17 protein-coding genes, 1 tRNA gene and 2 pseudogenes are annotated in these 22114 nt (G+C 35.0%); 3 read left to right on the forward strand and 17 right to left on the reverse strand.

Annotated features, from left to right (window positions below; translation table 11 throughout):
* Positions 1–1320, forward strand: a 1320-nt coding sequence (locus VLZ86_RS10240; protein WP_325450987.1) for a urocanate hydratase, incomplete at its 5' end; no start/stop codon positions are given.
* 380 nt (positions 1321–1700) lie between these two features.
* Here VLZ86_RS10240 and VLZ86_RS16330 read toward each other — a convergent pair.
* From VLZ86_RS16330 to VLZ86_RS10315, 15 genes and pseudogenes are all read right to left on the reverse strand, one after another.
* Positions 1701–2459, reverse strand: a pseudogene (locus VLZ86_RS16330) (transposase).
* 419 nt (positions 2460–2878) lie between these two features.
* Positions 2879–3685, reverse strand: coding sequence for a hypothetical protein (locus VLZ86_RS10255; protein WP_325450991.1), 807 nt, complete (start codon positions 3683–3685; stop codon positions 2879–2881).
* Positions 3686–3703: 18 nt separating this feature from the next.
* On the reverse strand, positions 3704–4711 hold the full coding sequence (locus tag VLZ86_RS10260; RefSeq protein ID WP_325450992.1) for an HmuY family protein: 1008 nt from the start codon (positions 4709–4711) through the stop codon (positions 3704–3706).
* A 16-nt stretch (positions 4712–4727) separates the two neighbouring features.
* On the reverse strand, positions 4728–6944 hold the full coding sequence (locus VLZ86_RS10265) for a TonB-dependent receptor (protein WP_325450993.1): 2217 nt from the start codon (positions 6942–6944) through the stop codon (positions 4728–4730).
* An 18-nt stretch (positions 6945–6962) separates the two neighbouring features.
* Positions 6963–7838: a ChaN family lipoprotein gene (locus VLZ86_RS10270; RefSeq protein WP_325450994.1), complete on the reverse strand. Its 876-nt coding sequence runs from the start codon at positions 7836–7838 to the stop codon at positions 6963–6965.
* Positions 7839–7869: 31 nt separating this feature from the next.
* On the reverse strand, positions 7870–9666 hold the full coding sequence (locus tag VLZ86_RS10275) for a M20/M25/M40 family metallo-hydrolase (RefSeq protein ID WP_325450996.1): 1797 nt from the start codon (positions 9664–9666) through the stop codon (positions 7870–7872).
* A 27-nt stretch (positions 9667–9693) separates the two neighbouring features.
* Positions 9694–10644 (reverse strand): hypothetical protein, encoded by a 951-nt coding sequence (locus VLZ86_RS10280; RefSeq protein ID WP_325450998.1) that lies wholly within the window; start codon positions 10642–10644, stop codon positions 9694–9696.
* A gap of 128 nt (positions 10645–10772) precedes the next feature.
* Complete coding sequence (locus VLZ86_RS10285; protein WP_325451000.1) at positions 10773–12923, reverse strand: M1 family metallopeptidase; 2151 nt, start codon at positions 12921–12923, stop codon at positions 10773–10775.
* 641 nt (positions 12924–13564) lie between these two features.
* Positions 13565–13774, reverse strand: coding sequence for a helix-turn-helix domain-containing protein (locus VLZ86_RS10290; RefSeq protein WP_208234853.1), 210 nt, complete (start codon positions 13772–13774; stop codon positions 13565–13567).
* Positions 13775–14398, reverse strand: a complete 624-nt coding sequence (locus VLZ86_RS10295; protein ID WP_325451004.1) for a DUF2975 domain-containing protein — start codon at positions 14396–14398, stop codon at positions 13775–13777. It abuts the gene before it with no gap.
* A gap of 342 nt (positions 14399–14740) precedes the next feature.
* Positions 14741–15199: pseudogene (locus tag VLZ86_RS10300) on the reverse strand (IS66 family transposase); the annotation flags it as partial.
* 862 nt (positions 15200–16061) lie between these two features.
* A complete protein-coding gene (locus VLZ86_RS10305; protein WP_325451006.1) occupies positions 16062–16382 on the reverse strand; it encodes a tyrosine-type recombinase/integrase in 321 nt (106 codons plus the stop codon).
* Positions 16383–16574: 192 nt separating this feature from the next.
* Positions 16575–16739 carry a phage integrase SAM-like domain-containing protein gene (locus VLZ86_RS16315; protein ID WP_414652548.1) on the reverse strand — a complete coding sequence of 55 codons (165 nt, stop codon included), beginning with the start codon at positions 16737–16739 and terminating at the stop codon, positions 16575–16577.
* 900 nt (positions 16740–17639) lie between these two features.
* Entirely contained in the window at positions 17640–19004 is a 1365-nt protein-coding gene (locus VLZ86_RS10310; RefSeq protein ID WP_325451008.1) for a site-specific integrase, read from the reverse strand.
* A gap of 232 nt (positions 19005–19236) precedes the next feature.
* Positions 19237–19310, reverse strand: a tRNA-Arg gene (locus VLZ86_RS10315).
* A gap of 358 nt (positions 19311–19668) precedes the next feature.
* Between VLZ86_RS10315 and VLZ86_RS10320 the strand changes: the two genes are divergently transcribed.
* Together VLZ86_RS10320 and VLZ86_RS10325 are read left to right on the forward strand one after the other, a co-directional pair.
* Positions 19669–20229 (forward strand): YeeE/YedE family protein, encoded by a 561-nt coding sequence (locus VLZ86_RS10320; protein ID WP_325451010.1) that lies wholly within the window; start codon positions 19669–19671, stop codon positions 20227–20229.
* Positions 20230–20313: 84 nt separating this feature from the next.
* A complete protein-coding gene (locus VLZ86_RS10325; protein ID WP_325451012.1) occupies positions 20314–20727 on the forward strand; it encodes a DUF6691 family protein in 414 nt (137 codons plus the stop codon).
* A gap of 128 nt (positions 20728–20855) precedes the next feature.
* On the opposite strand, the gene VLZ86_RS10330 is transcribed toward VLZ86_RS10325, so the two are convergent.
* The gene (locus VLZ86_RS10330; protein WP_325451014.1) at positions 20856–21131 is read right to left on the reverse strand and encodes an ATP-dependent Clp protease adaptor ClpS; all 276 of its coding nucleotides are present in this window, start codon (positions 21129–21131) and stop codon (positions 20856–20858) included.
* Between the two features lie 112 nt (positions 21132–21243).
* The gene (gene prmA / locus VLZ86_RS10335) at positions 21244–22080 is read right to left on the reverse strand and encodes a 50S ribosomal protein L11 methyltransferase (protein WP_325451016.1); all 837 of its coding nucleotides are present in this window, start codon (positions 22078–22080) and stop codon (positions 21244–21246) included.
* Between the last annotated feature and the right edge of the window lie 34 nt (positions 22081–22114).

Here is a 22114-nt window from a genome sequence, read left to right on the forward strand (position 1 = left end):
TTAAAAAAAAAAAAAAAAACAGATGAAACACCCCTAGGGAATATCTTCCTTACTGCTGGATTAGGCGGCATGAGCGGCGCGCAGCCTAAAGCAGGAAACATTACCGGTTGCATTACCATTTGTGCCGAGGTCAATCTAGAAGCAGCACTCAAACGTTACGAACAGGGCTGGATCGATGAACTGATAAAAAGCATGGACGTTCTGGTTGCGCGCGCAAGAAAGGCACAACAGGACATGGAAGTGGTCTCTCTTGCTTACGTGGGTAACGTTGTTGAGGTCTGGGAGCGGTTTTACACCGAAAACATCCACATCCAACTCGGTTCAGACCAAACCTCGCTGCACAATCCATGGGCAGGCGGTTATTATCCGGTCGGACTCACTTTTTCGGAAGCTAATGAATTAATGACCAATGATCCTGAATCCTTTAAAAAAAATGTTCAAAATTCATTGAGACGACATGTGTCGGCCATAAACAAACACACCTCAAAAGGCACATATTTTTTCGACTACGGAAACGCATTTCTATTGGAGGCTTCTCGTGCTGGAGCCGAGATTATGGCCGAGAATCGCATCGATTTCAGGTATCCATCCTACATACAGGATATACTTGGCCCTATGTGTTTTGATTATGGTTTTGGCCCGTTTCGTTGGGTATGCACGTCATGCGACCCCAGAGATTTAAAAACCACAGATGCTTTGGCAAAAACCATTTTGGAAGCCATGAAAGAAGACGCACCGCCAGAAATCCGCCAACAACTTCAAGACAATATCACCTGGATCACAGATGCTGAAAAGAACAATTTGATCGTGGGTTCCCAAGCACGCATTCTTTACGCTGATGCTGAGGGACGGCAAAAGATCGCACTGGCCTTTAATACGGCCATAAAAAGCGGACAAATAACCGCTCCAATCGTGTTGGGCCGCGATCATCATGACGTGAGTGGAACAGATTCGCCGTTTCGGGAGACAAGCAATATTTCCGATGGAAGTCGTTTTACCGCAGACATGGCGGTGCACAACGTGATAGGCGACAGCTTTAGGGGTGCGACTTGGGTCTCCATACACAACGGTGGCGGTGTGGGATGGGGTGAGGTTATCAATGGTGGATTTGGGATGCTCTTAGATGGCTCGCAAAAATCGGAGGACCAGATCAAAAACATGCTGTTCTTTGATGTAAATAATGGAATTGCTAGAAGAAGCTGGGCCCGAAACCAAGAGGCACGTTTTGCTATAGAACGCGAAATGGAACGCACACCAAACTTAAAAGTTCCCCTTCCAAATCTGGTGGATGAAGCCATTTTAAATGAGTTGGATGAATAAAAAAATATCGAGATTAAATTTAGAATTCTTCCAGGAAGGAATTTAGAATTCGTAATTATCCTTTCATACAAAAATTGGAACTCTTCTCTCTTAATCATTTTAGAAAAGCTAAATGATCTCAAGTTGAATTTAAGCATTATTGCTGTGATGCATTAATAAAAAGAAATTATATGTAACGGACGTCGTGGAAAAATCTGGATCAGGGAATAAGCTCTTGAGCGCACTCAACAGTCTTTTGGATCCAGATTTAACGTTATAAATTTTCGCTTATGGGTATTGTATCATAAAATGGGTAAGTCAAAAAATAAACTTGGTTAAGTTTTTATTTAAAATCTAAACCTTTTTTCATAAACGATTAAAAACTGATCAATAATAACCCCTCAATTTCTGACAGGCATAGACCCGTTTTTGAGACTTCCCGTATAGTTAAATATACGAATCTCAGAACAACCTCATCTGTAGAGAACTAAAAGAATATGGTAAGATCTCTCTGGATGGCATAAGAATTCTTAGCCCCCACCTTGCCGCAAATCGTTCAGGGCAGTTTCAGGAGCTTGTTCTGTGGGAGCATTGTAGATCTCTTCCATATTCGTGGTAAACTGCCATTTATTTTTCTAGACCACCTACCTACAGGCATTACGTATTTGGTGCACCACACATATTTGTGTTTTGAACTCAGGGATGACAATACGGATGCCATAGGTAAAACCGTTAAGATTATCCGTGGACGTGATCAATAAGTCTTCTGTCTCATGTGCTTTGAAATCCTTTAGAAGACTCATCCAAAAGGTCCAAAACTTCTTTGAGTCCATCACCCCTCAGACCTATGTGATATAGATTGTTTTATTGATGACCTTGGAGCCTTACCATAAAAACAATCCCATCCAACCATACGATAAACTGCTTCCAATGGACGGTTCTGCCAAGCTAAAATATCTGCCAAGACAGCTTCCGTGATACGTGCGATCGTGGACTGGGAAAAACCGGTCATGTTTGTTGTAGTCCAAATGCACATCGAGTTTTCATACGATAATTATCTCAACTCCACGCTCTTGTAGTTCCTTTAAAAAGCTGCTAAGTTCTACTCCAGTTTTAAACTGCTTGAAAAACTCGTCTGGAAATAAATCTTTTGTTTTCATAATTGTGTAAATAAAAATGACTTGAGTTGATCTAACCCAAGTCATTATTAAGTACTACACAGATTTAACAGTTTCTAAAATATATTTATAATGAAGACTATATCTTTTTAAGAGTGTTTCAAAATTTAACAACTCACTCTAATCCGTTTTTTGAACTACAATCTTTAATCAAACTTAGTTCATTTTACACTCTGTCATATCATTAAGCCCTGGAGAACCCAGAGAAATCCTTTTAACAAAATCAATATTCATCTATGTTGGTCGGCCTAAAACATGATTTAAACACGTTAATAAAACCTGCAGTGACAAATTGTTACTACTTCCAAATCTATGTAATTTACTACTTCAATGGTTTTGCAAAATTCAATTTATAAAGCACTACAGGTTTTCAACTTCCTAACTCAAAAATCATTTATCGACTAATTAGATGGATCAATTTTTCCTCTATAAAAAATAGATAACTCTTTTGTGCCATCAATATCAAAAGTACCTGCGCCCCAATTATAATTACCGTAATTTAAAGTGTACGATGGTAGTGTTATCTCATATATGTTATTAGCGCTACTAGAGGCCTTATAGATCAACTTGATAGAAAGGTTTTCGCCTTTGTCTCCATCAGTCGTCCAATCATAACTAAATCCAGCATAATTAGCTGTCATACCAACATCATAAGTTCCAATATCTCCTGAATCAGACCATGTATAATTCGCTTGTATAGGATTTGGACCCGCAACCGGAAGTAATTTAATTAAATTTGGATTATCCTGACCAGAAACATTTCCTAACATTCTTAAATACAATGTGCCTCCTTGGGAGGTTCCATCATACCAATAGACGTTAGGTTGATCTGTAGTTCCTATAGCTAATTCTTCATCATCTAATGTATAGGCATTTTTAGGAGCAGCAACATCAACAGTTATTTTAGTTGAATCTGAACCATCAGCATTTTTAATTGTTTGGGTAATCGTATAACTCCCGGAATCAAGAAATTGAATGCTGTTGTTTTCCATTTCGTACGCACCACCTGTAACAGTATATGTCAAACTTTCAGTCTCAATTGATGAAAATGACGAGTTCGAAATTGTTGCAGAGTCCCAACGGATTAGATCCGTGGAGCTTAATGTAAATCCTGCTTTTGGTGGGTTTGAATCTTCAGAATCGGAACAGCTTGTAACCACTAAAGCCATTGTGAAGATTAATAAAATTGTTTTGATTTTTTGTTTCATAGTTCTAAGGTATTTAATTTATTTAATTGCGTTAATTTCAAAAGATGGAAATCCTTGTTTCCCATCAAGATAATAATCTAAAAATCTAAGTTTATAATAATTCCCATCATCTAACTCAATAACGTATTTTTTATCGGTATCCATTAGATAAATCGGATTTTCTGTAGATGGTATTTTTTTCCAAGTGGAACCTATCGCTCCTTTCCAATCAGTATATGTTAAGCTATGCGCCATGGTCAAATCTATACTGTTATAATCAATTCCACCATCAAAAACCTGAGCTATCCGGACGCCTCCTTCATTATTAATCATCGCTCCAGTCATGTTATAAGGAGAATACTCACCTGCAGTTAGAGTTTCAAACCAACCAAAATATGGGGCAAAATAAAAATCCCATTCATTAATATTTGGCTCATGCTCAACAACAGCATTTTCAGTAAATGAAAAATATACATTGGCCAAGCTCGATGTTCTGTTAATAGTTTTCTCTATTTCTCCTGTACTTTCTACATGAGCATATTTGAAGGTGTAGGATTCAGGTGTTTTAGAAACAAACTGAATTTTATAATATGCTTCTTCCGGTAAGCTTGCACTTCCTCTATTTACCAAATAAACCTCCTTATCTTCCCAGCTTTTTAGACCTATTGAATCTTTTATATTTGAGTATGCTGGATCATTGAATTTCCATTCATCTGAATTAAATAAAGCATTTACCGTTTCCTTATTAACTTCTGAAAAATTAGAAGTTCCTGTTTTAATTACTTTTGCAGAGACTGTATAGTTTACTAATACATTGTCACCTTCTTCGGCTGATTGAAAAGCCATATCCCATCCGCCTAAAGACTTGTTGGATACTTCCTGCGTTGTGTTTGGATAAATTTTAAAAAATGTAACGTTTCTGGAAATGTTATGTTGACTCGTAAAAACCTCTTCTGTTGATTTTAACTGTGCTACGGTATCAATTTCTTTAAAACATGAAGAAAACAGTAAAGCCGGTAATAGAATATAAAATATTGATGTTCTCATAAGTTCATTTTTTTGGTTAAAATCGATAATTTACTTTTGCAAAAAAGGTCCTTCCATAATTAATTGGACTACGGAATTCCTGTCCATTTTCATAGCCATAAGTACGGGACCAATAATTATCAAATAAGTTTTTACCGCCAATGACCAGATCCAACTTATTTTTAAAGAATTTCTTACTTAACGTTGTTTCCAAATCACTCATAGATTCTTTATAAACAAAATAATAATCACCTGAAGTATCGCTACTAGTGGCTAGTGCTGGTGTTTTTCCGTATAGTTTATAGTTTGCCATAAAGATCACTCCAACTTTCCTGAAATTATATTGACCGTTAAGCGTGTAATTAGCATAGCTCACCTCTTTAGTCCAAGTGGCATCACCGGCATAATCATAAGATTCTCCAGTCTTATTATAGGCTGCAGAAAGTCTCAATCCTTTCTTTAAATAGGATAGATTTATATTGAACCCCCTAGTTTTTCTACCACCAAAATTGGTGTTTCGATATTCTTCAGTTACTGGATTAGTTCTTATTAAAGCTATGACATCCTTTCCATCATTATAAAATACGGACGGTTCAAATTTTATTGTTGAAGTACCCATGTTTATGGTATACAATAGAGACGCATTATAGCTATCAGTAGTTTCTGCATTTAAATCAGGATTCCCTGCTAAGTTATGGTTCGAATCATGAAAATCCAAAAACATTTCTTTTAATGAAGGAGCTCTAAACCCCTTTGCGTATGAAGCTCTTAAGTTCAGGTTTTCAATAACACCCCATTTAGCATTCATAGAAAATATAAGTGGTGTATCAAAAGAAGTGTTATAAATATAACGTAAACCAGGCTGAAGAGAAATAGAATTAGTTGGCTCCCATTGCATGCTAGCAAAAGCAGCGTAATCCGACATACTAGCTTCTTTTTCAATTCTATCTCCGTCCCCTTTGTCACTATTAATATCCCAACCAAACTGATAGTTGAATTTTGATTCTTCGGGTGCTACCGTAAAAGTACCTCTTGTCATAAGATTATGAAAAATTGTCCCTGTTGTTCCTGTTCGCGTGTGAGTTAATTCTGAGAGATCTGACCGGATATCTTCGGCAGTCCTTTTAAAATAGGTATAGGCTCCAACAACATTATAGGTTGTACTTTTATTTATGCGATCACTGAAATTCAGGGTATTCATAGACCTTAAAGTGATATAGTTGTTATCATATGCTATTAATGTGAAAGGATTTTCGTTGGCATAGTTTTTTAACTCTGAATTCATGATCGATGATTTCACGCTAACCTGAAAATCATTCTTTCTGTAAGCATATTCTATATCGCCGTTATAAACGAGCTTTGGTTTAAACTCCATATAGCGATCTTTACCAGTAGTATTATTGTTAGCAATATTCAAATCTAAATCAATTCCTTGAAACATATTTCTACTTCCGGATACACTTAGCGTGCTACTTCCTTTGCTAATAGAACCAAAAACACCAACATTATAATTGTTCTTAGTATCAGTATAGCCATTCACTGTGAACATGTTTTTAGACGTCGTATTCTTTTTGGTAATAATATTTATGACTCCTGCCAAAGCACTTGTACCATATACAACCGACATGGGGCCTTGTACAATTTCAATATGATCAACATTTTCCATGTTTATCTGGGATAAATCAATGTCTCCCGCAACTCTTCCTATAATTGGAACGCCATCAATCAAATATTTCACGTTTTCACCTCCCATACCCTGCATTTCTAAAGAGGTGCCTGTAGAGGGGTCGGTTTTCAATCTAATAAATGACTCCTGACTTAGTGCTTCGGCCAAGTTATTAACCCCTCGCTGTTGCATGTCACGACTGCTAATCACATTGATTTTATAAATTGATTTATCTGCTTTTTTTGGACCATATTGACCAGTAATCACAATATCATCTAAGGTGTCGTATTGTTCGGTCATTTCTAATGTGAGATGCTCACCTTTTCCAATTTGTCCTTCCAAAGTTTCAAAACCTAAAAAAGATACATTATAATTTACACGGTCATCTAAATCAAACCTCACCATTCCATTATTATCTGTAACCAAACCTCTTATTAATTGACCGTTAATTTTGTAGAGTGCTACAGTGACATAAGGAATTTCTTGATTGGTCTGACTATCAATTACTCTTATGCTTGTATTTTGTGCGATAATTGCGGACTGAAAAAACAAAGCGAAAACTAGTATATAAATGTAGTTTAATTTCATAATGTTGAGTTTAGGTGATTATCTTTTAGTCTGCGTCATGTTATCAGCAACAACAATTATATAATTAGCTATCTGAGCTTTTTCTTCATCAGTCATCTTATTCCATTCTGATCGCAAAACAGTGGTTATAGATTTGATAGCGTATCCTGGTTTAATTTTATTAACCCACCAAATGATTCCTCTTCCATAATCAGAGTGATACGCGCCATCTAAATGGAAATATAAGTCACCTGGATTAAAATTATTTATAGAAAAATGAGCCATTGTAGCATCCTTTGCGGCCTGTGCAGTTTGTATGTTTAACATATCTGGTGGAACATGTCCGCCCATTTTATCTTTCATGTCAGCGTAAACCGAAGCATCAAAATGCTCTTTTAATGGACCGATCATGGCCAATGCTTCCGAACTTAACTCATCTAATACATCAATTCCCTTTTTATTAATCATGGCAGCATATCGGCGTGGAATATTAGAAGCAATAAAGCGAAGTTTCTTTTCTTTGGCAAACTCAACTAAAGGCTTATAATCGGTAGCGTAATTCCCCCACAATTGAGTAATTTCAGGTAACATTTTGTCTTCTTCATAAAATCCAGCTAAATATTCATCCAATACGAGTTGGTTTCCTTTTTCAAACATTTCAGCACCAAAAAATAATTTATCGCCTTTTTCTTTATAGAAACTTTTTGCCATTTCTATTTGCATCCAGTGGGAAATAGGATTGGTGTGATATTCTCCAAAAAAGACCATATCACTTTTCGCCAGATCTTTGATCATTTTATCGTAATTCGCAATCTTCCCTTTCTGATTGAACAATTCATAAGCAGGCTGACTTTGTGCTATTACAAAACTTATATTTATTAATAAAATAATTGCTGATAATTTAATTTGTTTCATGTTACTGTTATAAAGGTTAATGTTACTCATTTTAATCATGATCTATTTGTATAATTAATATTTCTTTCTTCCCATCTCTCATAACATCAACATTAATAGTTTGCCCTGGTCTTATTTTAGTCATTCGATCCATATACTCATAAATATTATGTATTTTTTTACCTGCTATACCAACTATGACGTCTCCTTTTTTCATACCACCTTTATCCGCCGCTAAACCTTTAGTGACTCCGTCCACGCGCAAACCATCTTCTTCTGATTTTCCAAAATATGGCATTAATCCTAAAGCAACCTTTCCCTTTCTTGTGTTTGCAGCTTTTCCTTTTGGCCCTGCTTCCTGAAAAGTTAATGCGGTATCTGAATTTACTAAATTCTCGGATAAATCATAAGCATATTCTGTTATTCTGCGTAATCCATCAAAATCTATTTTCTCTAATACATCTCCTGACGTGTGATAGTCATCGTGAGCACCTGTGTTAAAAAAGAAAACCGGAATATCTTCTACATAAAAATTTGCATGGTCTGAAGGCCCAAATCCATTCTGTTCTACTCCTAAAACTAAGTCTCGTTCCTTTTTAGACAAAATTTTCTCTAATAGTTGCTCACCCTCTATTGATGTACCAACACCACTAACTGTAATTTCTTTGGTGTCTTTTAATCTTCCAATCATGTCTAAATTAACCATGGCGACAATTTTATCCTTTGGAATGGTTGGGTTCATTGTGAAATATTTAGAACCAATAATTCCAATTTCTTCCGCCCCAAAGCCTATTAAAATTACGCTTCTTTTAAGTGAGGAATTCACTAATTTCTCAGCAATTTCCAGCATGCCTGATACTCCAGATGCATTATCATCGGCACCATAGTGAATCGCATGAACATCCGGCTCTCTAGAAGAGGTTGTGCTACCACCCCAACCTAAATGGTCATAATGAGCTCCAACGACAACGTATTCAGATTTTAAGTTAGAATCCGACCCTTCAATTATCCCAATTACGTTTCTTGTTTCAGTTGTTTTGAAAACAATTTTTGATTGAGCTTCAACCAGAGCTTCCGAAACAAATGAATTTGGTTTCATTTCATTTACCAATCCACTTTCCACTTCTTCAATTGTTTTCCCAACACTTTCAAGTATTTTATTCGCAAGTTCTCTAGTGATATTAAATGCAGGTATTCCTAAGTTTGATTCGGTCTGGTCAATCTCTAAATCTAACAATTTATCCTTTTTTGAAACATTTTCACCTGCCACTAACAAAACTCCTTTAGCCCCTTTTTCTTTCGCTGTTAGAACTTTAGATTTTTCTCCGGAAAAAGGAATAAACAAACTATTTGGATCTCTAATCTCTGGATCATTTCTCAAGAGCAAAACCCATTTATCTCTTACATTAACATTCTCATAATCATTCCACTGCAAACTATCTTCAGAAATATCAAAACCATATCCAACCATTGCAACCTGGGCTTCTAATGAAACATTACTTGAATAACTAAAAGGGATAAAATCTTTATGCAATTCGGCTGTATGATTTCCGATTTTTAAAAAGTTCTCTTCCAATGGAGCTTCTGTTTCTGTTACTACATTAAAATTTTGAAAATATCCACTTTCACCTGCAGGTTTTACACCAATTAGTTTAAATCTCTCCGCAATGTAGTTTCCAGCTAACACGCCTCCTTGACTTCCTGGCAGCCTACCTTCTAATTCATCCGAGGCTAAATATGTTACAGTCTTGGTTAAATCTTCAACAGTAATTTCCGGGTTAAAGTCGCTCTTACAAGCTACAGAAACAAAAAAGACACTTATTATACTATATTTATAAATACTTTTCATGTGTTTATTATAACAAAAGTTTATATTTTATTCTTTAGGCCCAAGGTTTAAAGACGAAACATCCATAACAAATAATTTTAATGAACGATCTCCTTTTTCATTCCCTCTGCTCGATGAAAATGACATCAATTTGCCATCAGGTGAAAAAGTTGGAAACCCATCAAATCCATCATTATTAGTTAATCTCACTTCTTCTCCAGTTTTAAGGCTTCGTAACATAATTTCGTAATTATTTGGTGGAAAAACAGTTACATAAGCAAAATGATCTCCATTTGGCGCAGGGAACGGAGCCCAATGTGTGCCACTTTTATGGGTAATTTGCTTCATGTTTTTTCCATCGATATCAATAGTGAATATGTGCATGTCCATTTTCTCTTGTCCTTCTTCTGATTTTTTCCAAGCTCTAAATAAAATAGTTTTATTATCATTCATTATAAATGCGCCTCCCTCTTGTAGATCCTCTGTAAATGTGATTTGCTTTTGATTATTTCCATCAGGGCTCATTGTCCATAAATCAATCATTCCATCGGTTTGTCGACTGAATAAGATAATTTTTCCGTTCGGACTTATGCCAACCTCAGCATCGTATTGCGTATTATTTGTCAATCTAACAATGTTTTTACCATCTAAATCACTCATATATAACTCCGCCCCTTGAGGGTAGTCCTCTGGATCGGAGTAATTCCCACGATGCATTTCCACGTTATCTCTTGTAGATGTCCAAATTAAATGCTCGCCATCTGGCGCATAATGCGAACATGCATCATCCCCCAAAGCATTGATCTTTTTTAAGTCGGTTCCATCAATATTTACAGTGTAAACGTGATGTGTTGTGTCTTGCGCCATTTTACCATTAAAAATAACAGATTTTCCACTGGGCGAAAAATAGGCTTCCGCTCCACTAGCGTTAGGAATCTTTTTAACTGGCAACTCAAATGATGTCGTTTCTGTGACGATTTGTTCCTTATCATTTGCCAAGTCTGCTTCCTTATTTTTTTTGTTATCAGCACACGATAATAACAATACCGAGAAAATGCATGTCAGCACTGAATACTTAGACAGGTTGATCATTTCGAAAGTTTTAAATTGGTTAAATATCTTTATCTTTATCTCTTGGTTTCAAATAATGCCTTTCTTGGAATTATTTTCGCTGTAATTTCCCCATCACTAATTCTAACATTTAAGGGAGAATTTAAAACTGGCAATGAGCCTTTTAATACATTGTTCGCTGCGTCACCCTCAAATCCCAAATATCCGTATTTACCATAGTGCAATAATTTACTGCTTAAAGCTGTTATGGCATCATGAGAACTTGCACCAACAAAACCCACACTTTCAGCTAAATTGCTCGAGTTTGGTACTGCATAAACTATTGCACCTGTTTTTGATAAATTTTTAATTTGGTATATTGTTTCAGAATCAAAGCTTGAGGCATAAGAGGTCTGTAAATCATTGTTATTGAATTTATTTTCAAAACCAATCACCCAAACAGATTGATCCGTTGGGATTTTTTCAATTTCTGAATCTAATAGTATTGTAGCAATTTTACCTTGTGCTTCTTGTGTTGCTTTCCATATATTCGCCAATTCTTTATAAGTTGCCTGAAATTCTCCTTTAGAAGGAATTATTAGTGATAAGGCTTTAGCTCCAAAAACCTGAGATAAGGAAGAAGGCACTTCGCTACGACTTACTCTACGCATAATATCAAATTCTGGATCTACCTCAATTTTTAGAGGTTTTTGATTAAACGTAAAGCTAAAATTCTGTTCTTTTTTGTTCATATCTACTTTCTTCCAAATCACTTCAGAGTTCTGATTTAAATAAACTGCAATAGGAATTGCCACATTAAACACATCTTCCTTCTGTACCTGTTTTAAGGTAAAAGATAATTTGAATTCATTGTTACTTTGAGTTGAATTCACATTCAAAACTTCTATAGATGGAGTACCTTTTCTATCAATCCATTGTTCAAAAAATGATGATAAATCTTGTTTTGACACCCCTTCAAAACTCTTTTGAATATCAGAAAATGAAGCTTTTGTAAATTTGTTGTCTTTATAAAATTTTTGATATGCTTTTATAAAAATATCGTCGCCTAAATTTGTTCTCAACATGTTATTTACCATTAAGACTTTACCGTAACCAATAGACTCTTCAGCTGGATTATTTCGACTTAAAAACTGATTAATAGGCATATCATTCTCTTCATTTACATAATCTGAAAATTTTTGAAGAGTTGTTTGCCTGTATTCAGCACCATTACCCATCTGCTCTTGTATCAAATGATCTGCCATGTACGCTGTAACACCTTCACACCAATTCCCTCTAGAATAATCGACAAAAACACCATTACCCCAATAATTATGAAGCAATTCATGTGGATAAGAAGAATATAATATCCAAGGAAAACGAATGATTTTCTCACCTAACAAGGTAAAAGATGGCATACCATAACCTGTTTCCCAAAAATTTTCAACCAATGCAAATTTTGTATAAGGGTATTCCCCAATTAAGTTTTCGTACATCGTTAAGAACTCACTAGTTGAATTTAAATATCTATCTGCCAAGTCCTTATCTGGAGTTCTTAAAAATGCTTGCACCTCAACATTACCTAACATTTTCGAGTACTCCGCCCATTTCGCACCTATCAAATAAATCTCATCCATAGGCTCCGGGGAATGGTAAAGAACATTTCTAATATTCTTTTGCACCTCATTTTTAGTCCGCTCACCTTGTGATACAATTGACCAATCTTTGTCAATTTTCACTTTTAAATCAAAACTAGACAACAATTTATTTTCAAACTCTGGAAGCCAATAGGTTGAACCAGCTAAATAAACTCCTATTTCCGAAATAGTTCCTTTTGTTTCGCTAAATCCTCGTGCATATTCAGCCGCAGATTTCTCAATAGCATCTTTAATAACTCCCTTATAAAAAATAGTAAATGAATTTTTTGACGATTTTTCTAATGTCAACAAGTACTTATTAACATAACTTTGTGTATCTTTATTAGCATTTTCAACTGCAACAATTTTTGCGCCTTTAAGATTTTCAATAATTAAATCTTTATTTAAGTACATATATATACTGTTGTCATTATCTAATACATTATTTGGCAAGTCAAATGTGTTTTCTACTTGAATGCTCGAGTTAGAAACATCAATAATTACAGAGATATCTTGATATGCATTTTGTGCTGGCATGTATTTAAAAACCATTACAAAAATCAATAATGATAAGTATTTTTTAATATCCATTTATTCGTGTTTTATTTGTGCGTGAAACTTCATGCAGTGAATATATAAATTTATTATTGATAAACAATGCATTATTATCGTTTATTGATAAAAAAAATAAATAAGTATGGATCAAGTTAGAAAGTTGTGTGATGTTAAGATTAAGAATAAATTGTTGTCAGCCTATAATTAGGAAGAATTCTACGCTCCTAACAACTCCGAACCGTGCTCCAAAAGCTTTTATCATGGCATTGAACGATTCTGCGGAAGTATTGGCGCTTCTATCATCAAAGTAGTTCAGTATATTTTGATATGGATTGATATCGCTCAGGATATGCTGTTGAAGCTTTTAAATGCCGCCTGTCCTACTTTTCGTCCTATTTTCCCAATCTTATGAGTACGGAGATCTTGACCCTAAATATGTTCTAAAGTTCTTCTGGAAGAATTTAAACTAACTAAATCAATGGACTTAAGCGCCATAGGTTTTTGAAATAGATTGAAAGTCTGTTGCATTCATGAAATTTACAGTAAAATGAGTTGGCATCCTCAGAGTATGAGTAAGCTCTCGAAAATCCGTGAAATTCGTGTCAAAACTTTTAGAAGCTAAAGCGAGATGCACTTAAGTGCATAGTTTTAACTTAATTTGAGACCATTAAATGAAGTTATTTTTCAGGAACATATTCGAGAAGTTCAGCTGGCTGACATTCCAACACTTCACATATAAGTTCTAGGGTTGTAAAACGTATAGCCCTTGCTTTTCCACTTTTTAAAATGGATAAATTAGCCATGGTTATACCAACTCTCTCCGAAAGTTCGGTTAAAGTCATCTTTCGTTTTGCTAAAACTACATCAAGGTTTGTTATTATAGCCATCTATATGGTAAGGTCTTTATCTTTTTGTAATTCAACTCCTCTTAGAAAAACTATACTTATTACGTATACTAATAAGCCTAATAAAATTGTTTGAAATCTAAAATTAAACTCATTTTTAATAATAATACTTTCGAACACTAACGTGTTCTTTATCCATAAGTCAGCCGCGTACTGAATCAACTGAGCCACAAATGACATTAATATAATAAACAACGATATTTTCCTAATATACAAGCCATTAGCTGAAATGAAATAATTATTGTCTGTTAAATTTTTAAATATTCTACGTAAAAAATAGATTATAATTAAATAAATTAAAGAATCAACCATTGCTGCCAACATCCTTAAGTATATAAATTTTTGATCCAGATCCGTAATATGAAGCCTTCCTTTGCCATTTGTTAATGAGTAGGCATAATTATCACCGTTGTAAATTAATGGTTCCACAAAAGTGATTTTTTTAAAACTAATATTAAAACCTTTTAAATGATTTAAATCTATTATATCAATATTATAATACAGTAAAAACCCGATCACTATAATAAGAGCTATTATTACTATTTGCAAATACCAAAAGATATTTAAGATAGCTCTTGTAAATTTTAATATTTTATAATTCCTCATTTCACTGTTAGTTATGGACTAACGTCAATATTACAAAAATAATCATTAGTCTTTGTATAAACATTTTTAAAATCGGAATTCCGAGAGGAACTCCGCGCTTTATTAATAGTTTAACCTGAGTTGCAGGCTTCCTATGAATAATACAGTTATTAATTCGAATTTACTAAATTTAAACTGTTATAATGTATCCCCCGAGCAACTACATGTTGGTTAATTCAATAAGATTTTAGTGTAGCCCTATTTTGATGTTGTAGACTCTATCGTCTCTTTGTAATTATGAGGATATTGATCTGTGATGTTCTTGTGGTTTATAGACTGTATATTTTCAAGTGTATATTTCAGTCAGGCATACGGGTTGACCTCCTGTCTTTTACAATTTGCAAAAAAATTATATGCCATTGCCGCCTTTTGGGCCGTATCGTGCGATCCCGCAAAGAGATAGTTCTTTCTGCCAAGAGCAACGAGCCTGATCACGTTTTCCACCAGGTTATTGTCTATCCGTAAGTTTCCACCTGTTAGATATGCCGTTAGCTTGTCCCATCTGGATTGGGAGTATGCCAAGGCTTTGCCTATTTGGCTTTTGGGCGGGGTGAGATTGATCTGCAAAAACATCCACTTTCTTTGAGCGTAAGCTCTTTGATCTGCTTTGGATTCAATCCCTGTTCTTTTGCCTTGCGCTCGACCACATAGAGTTTTTTGTATTTCAACCAACGCATGCCCGCTCCTTGATCTGTCATTATCCAGAGCTCTCTCAAATTCGCGTCTTGCATGTGCCCAGCAAGCTAAATGTGTTACCTTTGATTTTTTGCCATAGGCATTTTATCCCGCATAACCATCGGTCTGCAGGTACAACTTGAAGTTTTGTAGAATAGGTATGAGGGACCTTTAGCGGCATCCAAAAGACCGAAGGCGCGGACCAGAGAATCCCAAGGGATGACAAGATGGATTTTTCCAAGGTCGCTCTGGAGAAAACGTGCATAAAAATCATCAAACTGCCCCCTAGGGGTTGAAAATAGAAAACTGTGCTGGAATTCGGATAATCTTTGTACCTTGACTATACCTTTTGAAATTCAAAAGCCCGTTTTTAGAGCTTAGGATTCATATTCGGGACTTTATTTCATTAGACGTACGGATTATTCGTCTGAATATCAAATAATTAAAACACTGCCGAATGTCCCTAATTAGGTAATAACTAACCCGTTCAAAATGAGTAGCTGCTAACTACAACACCAAAGTTATAATCCGTGCATAGAAACTCAACTTGCCACGCCTGAAGCACCAATTTTAATAGTTAGCTCTGCTTGCAATAGATCCAAGAACTTTGAATTTTCTTTTAACTTTTATTCGACTCCATTTACAAAGGAATGAGATGATTATTTACCAAAATTCTATTATTCTGATAGAACTCTCACTCCCAAACCTGCCAGCTCCAGTTCCTAAGTATAGAACGCTTCTACTACTCAGATAAAAGCAGTAATGGATATATTCCATTTTATGATTTAAAATCGTCACTTATCTTATGAATATCACTTTTTCATCTTTCATGCCTGGCAAGAACGTATCAAACTTACACATCCTAAGAATTTAAATTCAGAATTTCTTGAACGCTTTTCATGTCTTCACTAATTTCTCATCCAAACCCTAGCGTATATTTGTGTTGTGGTTAACTTTGTATGCCTAAAAGCTTGGCCATTGTCTCGATTGGAACGCCATTGGAAAGGGTTATTAAGATGGCAAAAGTGTGTCTTGCAATATGAAAAGTCAACTTTTTTTGAATGTTAAGGATCTCTGCAATCACCTTAAGATATTGATTGGTATTTTGATTTGAATATATTGGAAGAACAGCATCACTTGCGATTAAACAATGATGTTTGGTATATCTATTTAAGATTGTTTGTGCTTTATCTAAAATGGGTATTTTGACCGCTGTGTTTATTTTTACCCGTTTGGTTCTTATCCAAAGCCCACCCTCATTATTTGACAATGTGATCTTTATTTAGTTTTTGAATATCAATATAAGACAAGCCTGTATAATAGGAAAAAACAAACATATCTTTAGTAAATTTTAAACATGGACAATCGAAGCTTGCTCCCTCAATGGCGGTCAATTTGTTTTTGTTAGGAATGTCTCGTTTCCATCTTTAAAATCTTATGCTAAAATTAACAAATGGATTTCTTACCAACAATCTAATTTGATAGGCAAACTTATCAGTTTCCTCAACCTGGTCAAGTGCTTCATGACCCCGTTATGATTCAACTTGCTTTTTTTTCTTAGGAAGCATTCGAAATCACTAATGAATTCAAATGATATATCAATTAAATTGAAATCTTTTGATTTCATGGAACTTTAAAAAAATTCAAGCAAATATTTTTCTGTGGTAAAATAATGGCTTAGAGTACTTGGCTTGATAACGTTTGCCATAACCCTTTTATGGTAGTTAATTAAATCAACTAAAGTTTTTTGATTGTTGCCATCTTCGTAGTAATAGGTTTTTATCGCATGAACAGTTATAGCCTTCTTCTCAAGATTTAACAGTCTTGGCATTCCAAAAATTTAAAGTAAACTTGCTCAATATGGGCATTGACCTGCTGGCTTTTGTTTAATCTTCCAATCATTCCTTTTGAAGTTTTACTTCAATACTTAATTGGAATAGACCTACCCAAACTGATCTCTAAACGTTTACCATTTGCAGTGATTCTGGCATATCATGGTGCACTGCCAGATATTTTCTTTGACACGTTCTGCCAGAAGGTAATTGATAAATTTGATGTTCACATAGTTCGTTTTTTTAATATTCATTAAAAACGAAAGTCAAACCATACGCAAAATAGAATTAAAACCTAAAAGATAAAAATCCGAGGTAACCGAATAGGTAACCTAAACTTTGATATTAAATGCAATCATTTAACATTCTCCAAAATGTACTTTATTATAAATCAAATGATTATACGTAATACGATTTACAAAATCCATTAAAAGTCGTCAATAAAGTACTATTTTGATCATTTTAAGTCAACTTCCAGCATATAGATTGTCGCCCATCAAAAAATAGCTAATATTGCTACACAGCATATTTTTACGGGAGGGAAAATGATTGTGGCAAAAAGATATCCAAGAGTCCAATTACAGTCTACCAATATAGAGCTAAGCCAGATAAAATTGGAATTGTCAACGCATCTATAGAACGTTATCTTAATTTTGTGCTATAAAAACTGAAACACCAATAAATTCACATTATTCCTAATCTGATTTTTCGCTAATTATCTTGTTTAACTTCTTAAGGAGTTGATCTTTTGTCATCTTAGCATATTTGTCTTTTTCAGCATCTGCAATTTTTTTTCGTAGCAGCTTCAGCTCGTGTTCTTCTTCAAGTTTTCTAGCTTTTTTGTCGAGCCTTCTTTGCACAGCGTCCATATCTGATTTTATCTTGTGATCCATGACACGAGCATAAATTTGAGTAGTCGTGATTTTTGAATGACCCAATATCTTAGAAACGGTTTCGATTGGCATTCCGTTGCTCAATGCCACTGTTGTAGCAAACGTATGCCGTGCCATGTGAAAGGTAAGATTTTTTTCAATTCCGACTTCCTTGGCGATTTCTTTCAGATATAGATTAGTTTTCTCATTGGTTATTGATGGTAAAAGCTTACCCGTAAACTCTGTCACTGGATGCACCTCATATTTAAGAAGAATCTGTTCTGCACGGCACAACAATGGAATCCTGATTTTAGTATTTGTTTTTTGCCTAAACGTTGTAATCCATTTATGACCTTCATCATCGCCAATCCAAACATTTTGTTTTGTCAAATTCCGAATGTCCACATAAGAAATACCAGTGTAGCTACTGAAAACAAAAAGATCCCTTACACGGTCCAAACGGTCAAGTTCAAAATGGTGCGTGGCAAGTTTTGAAAGCTCACTATAAGATAGGAATTCTCTATCCACCTTATCAAATGAAGATTTCCATCTGCGGAAAGGATCATCTTTGATCCATTCAAGATTATAGGCAAGCGTTACAATTTTTCTTAAGCGTTGAATGTGTTTAGTAACTGTATTATGGCTCATCGCCTTAGGATGCCCCTTTGGATAGTAGGCATTCAAATAGTTCTCGAAATCACATAAAAACTCGTAGTTCAAATTAGATAAAGAAATATCATTAAGCTTTTTCTGTTTTAAAAATCGTGAAATATAACCTTCAGTTACTTTAAAATTTCTAATTGAACCAATAGCCAAAGTGTTTTCAATTTTTTGCCCATGATATCTTAATAGCTCAAAAAGTGTTTTTGATTCTACTCCTTCTTGCAAAAATCCATTTTTCAGATTTTCGGCAGTTATAGAAATATTATCGTTGCGTAGAATTTGATACTTATTATAAAGTTCTGACTTAGTTACTTCTAAATAATTATTAATTTCTTTCGCTTTAGCGGAATTACCCATCATCTTCCTGTGTTTGAAATCCCAAAGTTCCAATGGCACTTTTCGTTTCAAACTAATGTTGACACGCTTTTTGTCGATAGTGATTCGCATATACAGAAGTACTTCACCATCAATCTCTTTTTGCTTGTTGACCCAAAAGTGAATCCCAAGTGTTTTTACTGTTCTCATAATTGTTGCTGTTTTAAGTTAAACTTAAATTCCGATCGTCAAATCAAACAAACAATTGAGTGATATCGCTTTAGTTTGAAATACACCCGAGGTAACCTTTTAAATTTTGAGGTAACCTCTGAGGTATCATTTCAAATCAAATCATATCAAATTAAATGAACCCTTAAAAACCACGAAACCACGCAAATCCTAAGATTTGCGTGGTTTTGATGCTATTTGATATAGCTTTTAGTGACCTCGACTGGATTCAAACCAGTAACCTCTTGAGCCGTAATCAAGTGCGCTATTCAGTTGCGCCACGAGGCCTAATTTTACTTTAAATAACCTTTAGTGCACCAGTACCGAAGGGTACATTTTAGTATGGACGAGGCCTTTTAAAGTGGGTGCAAATATAACACTTTTATTAAATTAGTACCAAACAATTTATTTCAAATTTGTAAATGTTTATGTGTTTACTATGATTTATCACGAAATACTTCTTCCTTTCCATCTTTAATTTGACACATTTAACCTTTCGAGCTTCTCTAACGACGACTTATTGCGCAATTAAATCAAGATGGGATTGTCCTAGATACCGATGTTGAGCTCACGCAGGGATTATTTTCGGGAAACATTCCTTACAAATCTGACTTAGTACGCTTACATTTGCAAAAAAAATAATACAATGGAATACATTTTACAACCTTGGCCTTGGTACGTTTCTGGTCCACTGCTTGCCATGATCATGTTTACACTTATTTATTTTGGGAAGACTTTTGGTATGTCCTCCAACCTGAGAACCCTTTGCGCCATTGCTGGGGCTGGAAAAAAAACTCCTTTTTTTGACTTTGATTGGAAGTCTCAAAAATGGAATTTAGTAGTCGTTTTGGGCGCAATAATTGGTGGATTTATCGCTCATTTTTTATTATCTAATCCGATTGACATCGATTTAAATCCTGTAACTGTAGAAAGTCTTTCCCAATTAGGCTTTGAAAATGCAGGAAAAAGCTTATTGCCAGCCGAACTTTATAGTTGGGATGCCGCCCTTAGCCTCAAAGGATTATCCATTTTAATTGTTGGAGGTTTCTTGGTAGGCTTCGGCACACGTTATGCTGGTGGCTGTACCTCTGGGCATGCCATTACAGGATTGAGCAATTTGCAACTGCCTTCCTTAATTGCCGTGGTCGGCTTTTTTCTTGGGGGACTAATTATGATTCACTTAATATTTCCATTAATCTTTGGTTAATACCGTCGTTTTGCAAATCATTAATGATCCTAAAGGTGAGTTAAGTACTGCATCTGACATTCAAAAAACAATAAATTTACACATATGAAATTTTTAAAATTTTTACTCGTTGGAATTGCCTTCGGAATCATTTTAGTGAAATCCGAGGCCGTATCATGGTACCGTATTTATGAAATGTTCCGCTTTGAATCGTTCCACATGTACGGCATTATTGGCACTGCGATTGCCACAGGAGTCATTTTACTTCTGATTACTAAAAAATTCAAGTTTAAAAACATTGAAGGTGGTCTAATGGGTGTCCCTGAAAAAGAGAAAGGCTTTACACGCTACATCTTAGGCGGTACGTTATTTGGCTTGGGATGGGCATTATCTGGAGCCTGCCCAGGTCCAATGTACATCTTGGTTGGTACAGGAGTTTTCACCATCCTGATTGCTATTTTAGCGGCTATTTTTGGTACTTACGTCTATGGCGTATTGAAAGATAAACTTCCTCATTAATTTTTCACAGAATAGCCAAGAACAGTCTATGTCACGAATAATAATCAATCGCTAAAGTGCAACTAAAGAAACATAAGACCTCACCGCCCCCTAAGTATCGGGATAAAAAGTTGTGAGGTCTTTTTGAATTATACTATTTCGGCACTTAAACCAGCTTCCAAAAGCATGGAACAGCGCGGTTTTAGATCTTCATAAGACCCTGTTTTTACAGTACACTTTCCTTTATAATGGACTAATATGGAACATTGCTCTGCTTGTTCAGGGGTATGGTCACACGCATAAATAAGCGTATCTATGACATAGTCAAAAGTATTGACATCATCATTATATAATACAATCTCGTTCTGATTTTGTTCTAGGGTATCAACGAGAAGGTCTTCTTTAATTTTCTCTTTAGTACTCATTTTTTTTAGTCTTAAGTATGCAGTAATCAGTCTGCACATTTTATTACTTTTATTAGGTTTCTATTCGATGAAAAAGTCATCCGTCATGGGTCATCAGACATCTGTCCTCAAGCTAATTTACGAATTTTAAAGCAACCCAATTATTTCTTTCCAAACTTTCAACGTAGGTCAGTCCCTGTTTATTGCATTCCTCTTCAATGGCGGGAATATCGTGATTGTAAAATCCGCTCAAAAAAATCGTCCCCTTTGGGTTGAGACATTTGGCATAAGAAACGAGATCATTCAATAGTATATTTCGGTTAATATTGGCAATAATGGTGTCATATTTTTGATCTTTCAACAAACTGGCATCACCTTCCAATACTGTAATATGTTTACAGTTATTTCGTTCTACATTTTCCAAACTGTTCAAATAACACCAATTGTCATAATCGATGGCATCTATAGGCTTGGCACCTTTCATCTCAGCAAGAATAGCCAAAACACCTGTACCACACCCCATATCTAACACTGATTTGTCCTTGAAATCATTTTTAAGGATATGCTGTATCATCATATGTGTAGTTTCATGATGCCCTGTACCAAAACTCATTTTAGGCTCAATAACAATGTCGTATTGAGTTTCTGGTTTAGGGTGAAATGGTGCACGGACCGAGCATATATCATCAACGATAATAGGATTGAAATTCTTTTCCCATTCTTCGTTCCAATTGACTTGTTCAATCTCCTCAAAAGTATAAGAAAACTCAAATTCATCAGATTTCAAAATTTGAATATCCTCTAAAATATGCTCATTCCATTCGTCCTTTTGAATATAAGCGGTAACACCTTCGTCAGTTTCCACAAAACTCTCAAAACCGGCATAACCCAATTCAGCAATCAAAATTTCTGTTCCTGGCTGAAGTGGTTCTACCTTAAACTGATACCCTATATAAATTGTATTGGACATTTTTCAAATTTCTTATTTCCGTCAAAAACGGGAT

It is taken from the genome of Gelidibacter sp. (assembly GCF_035515035.1).
Classification (GTDB): Bacteria; Bacteroidota; Bacteroidia; order Flavobacteriales; family Flavobacteriaceae; genus Gelidibacter.

What these genes read in the sequence shown, in the direction of transcription:
- VLZ86_RS10320 (WP_325451010.1), top strand. Translation starts at nt 19,669, where the DNA reads ATGGAATACATTTTACAACCTTGGCCTTGGTACGTTTCTGGTCCACTG.
- VLZ86_RS10310 (WP_325451008.1), bottom strand. Translation starts at nt 19,004, where the DNA reads ATGAGAACAGTAAAAACACTTGGGATTCACTTTTGGGTCAACAAGCAA.
- VLZ86_RS10295 (WP_325451004.1), bottom strand. Translation starts at nt 14,398, where the DNA reads ATGAGGAATTATAAAATATTAAAATTTACAAGAGCTATCTTAAATATC.
- VLZ86_RS10275 (WP_325450996.1), bottom strand. Translation starts at nt 9,666, where the DNA reads ATGAAAAGTATTTATAAATATAGTATAATAAGTGTCTTTTTTGTTTCT.
- VLZ86_RS10270 (WP_325450994.1), bottom strand. Translation starts at nt 7,838, where the DNA reads ATGAAACAAATTAAATTATCAGCAATTATTTTATTAATAAATATAAGT.
- VLZ86_RS10325 (WP_325451012.1), top strand. Translation starts at nt 20,314, where the DNA reads ATGAAATTTTTAAAATTTTTACTCGTTGGAATTGCCTTCGGAATCATT.
- VLZ86_RS16315 (WP_414652548.1), bottom strand. Translation starts at nt 16,739, where the DNA reads ATGAAATCAAAAGATTTCAATTTAATTGATATATCATTTGAATTCATT.
- prmA (WP_325451016.1), bottom strand. Translation starts at nt 22,080, where the DNA reads ATGTCCAATACAATTTATATAGGGTATCAGTTTAAGGTAGAACCACTT.
- VLZ86_RS10260 (WP_325450992.1), bottom strand. Translation starts at nt 4,711, where the DNA reads ATGAGAACATCAATATTTTATATTCTATTACCGGCTTTACTGTTTTCT.
- VLZ86_RS10285 (WP_325451000.1), bottom strand. Translation starts at nt 12,923, where the DNA reads ATGGATATTAAAAAATACTTATCATTATTGATTTTTGTAATGGTTTTT.
- VLZ86_RS10330 (WP_325451014.1), bottom strand. Translation starts at nt 21,131, where the DNA reads ATGAGTACTAAAGAGAAAATTAAAGAAGACCTTCTCGTTGATACCCTA.
- VLZ86_RS10265 (WP_325450993.1), bottom strand. Translation starts at nt 6,944, where the DNA reads ATGAAATTAAACTACATTTATATACTAGTTTTCGCTTTGTTTTTTCAG.
- VLZ86_RS10290 (WP_208234853.1), bottom strand. Translation starts at nt 13,774, where the DNA reads ATGGCTATAATAACAAACCTTGATGTAGTTTTAGCAAAACGAAAGATG.
- VLZ86_RS10255 (WP_325450991.1), bottom strand. Translation starts at nt 3,685, where the DNA reads ATGAAACAAAAAATCAAAACAATTTTATTAATCTTCACAATGGCTTTA.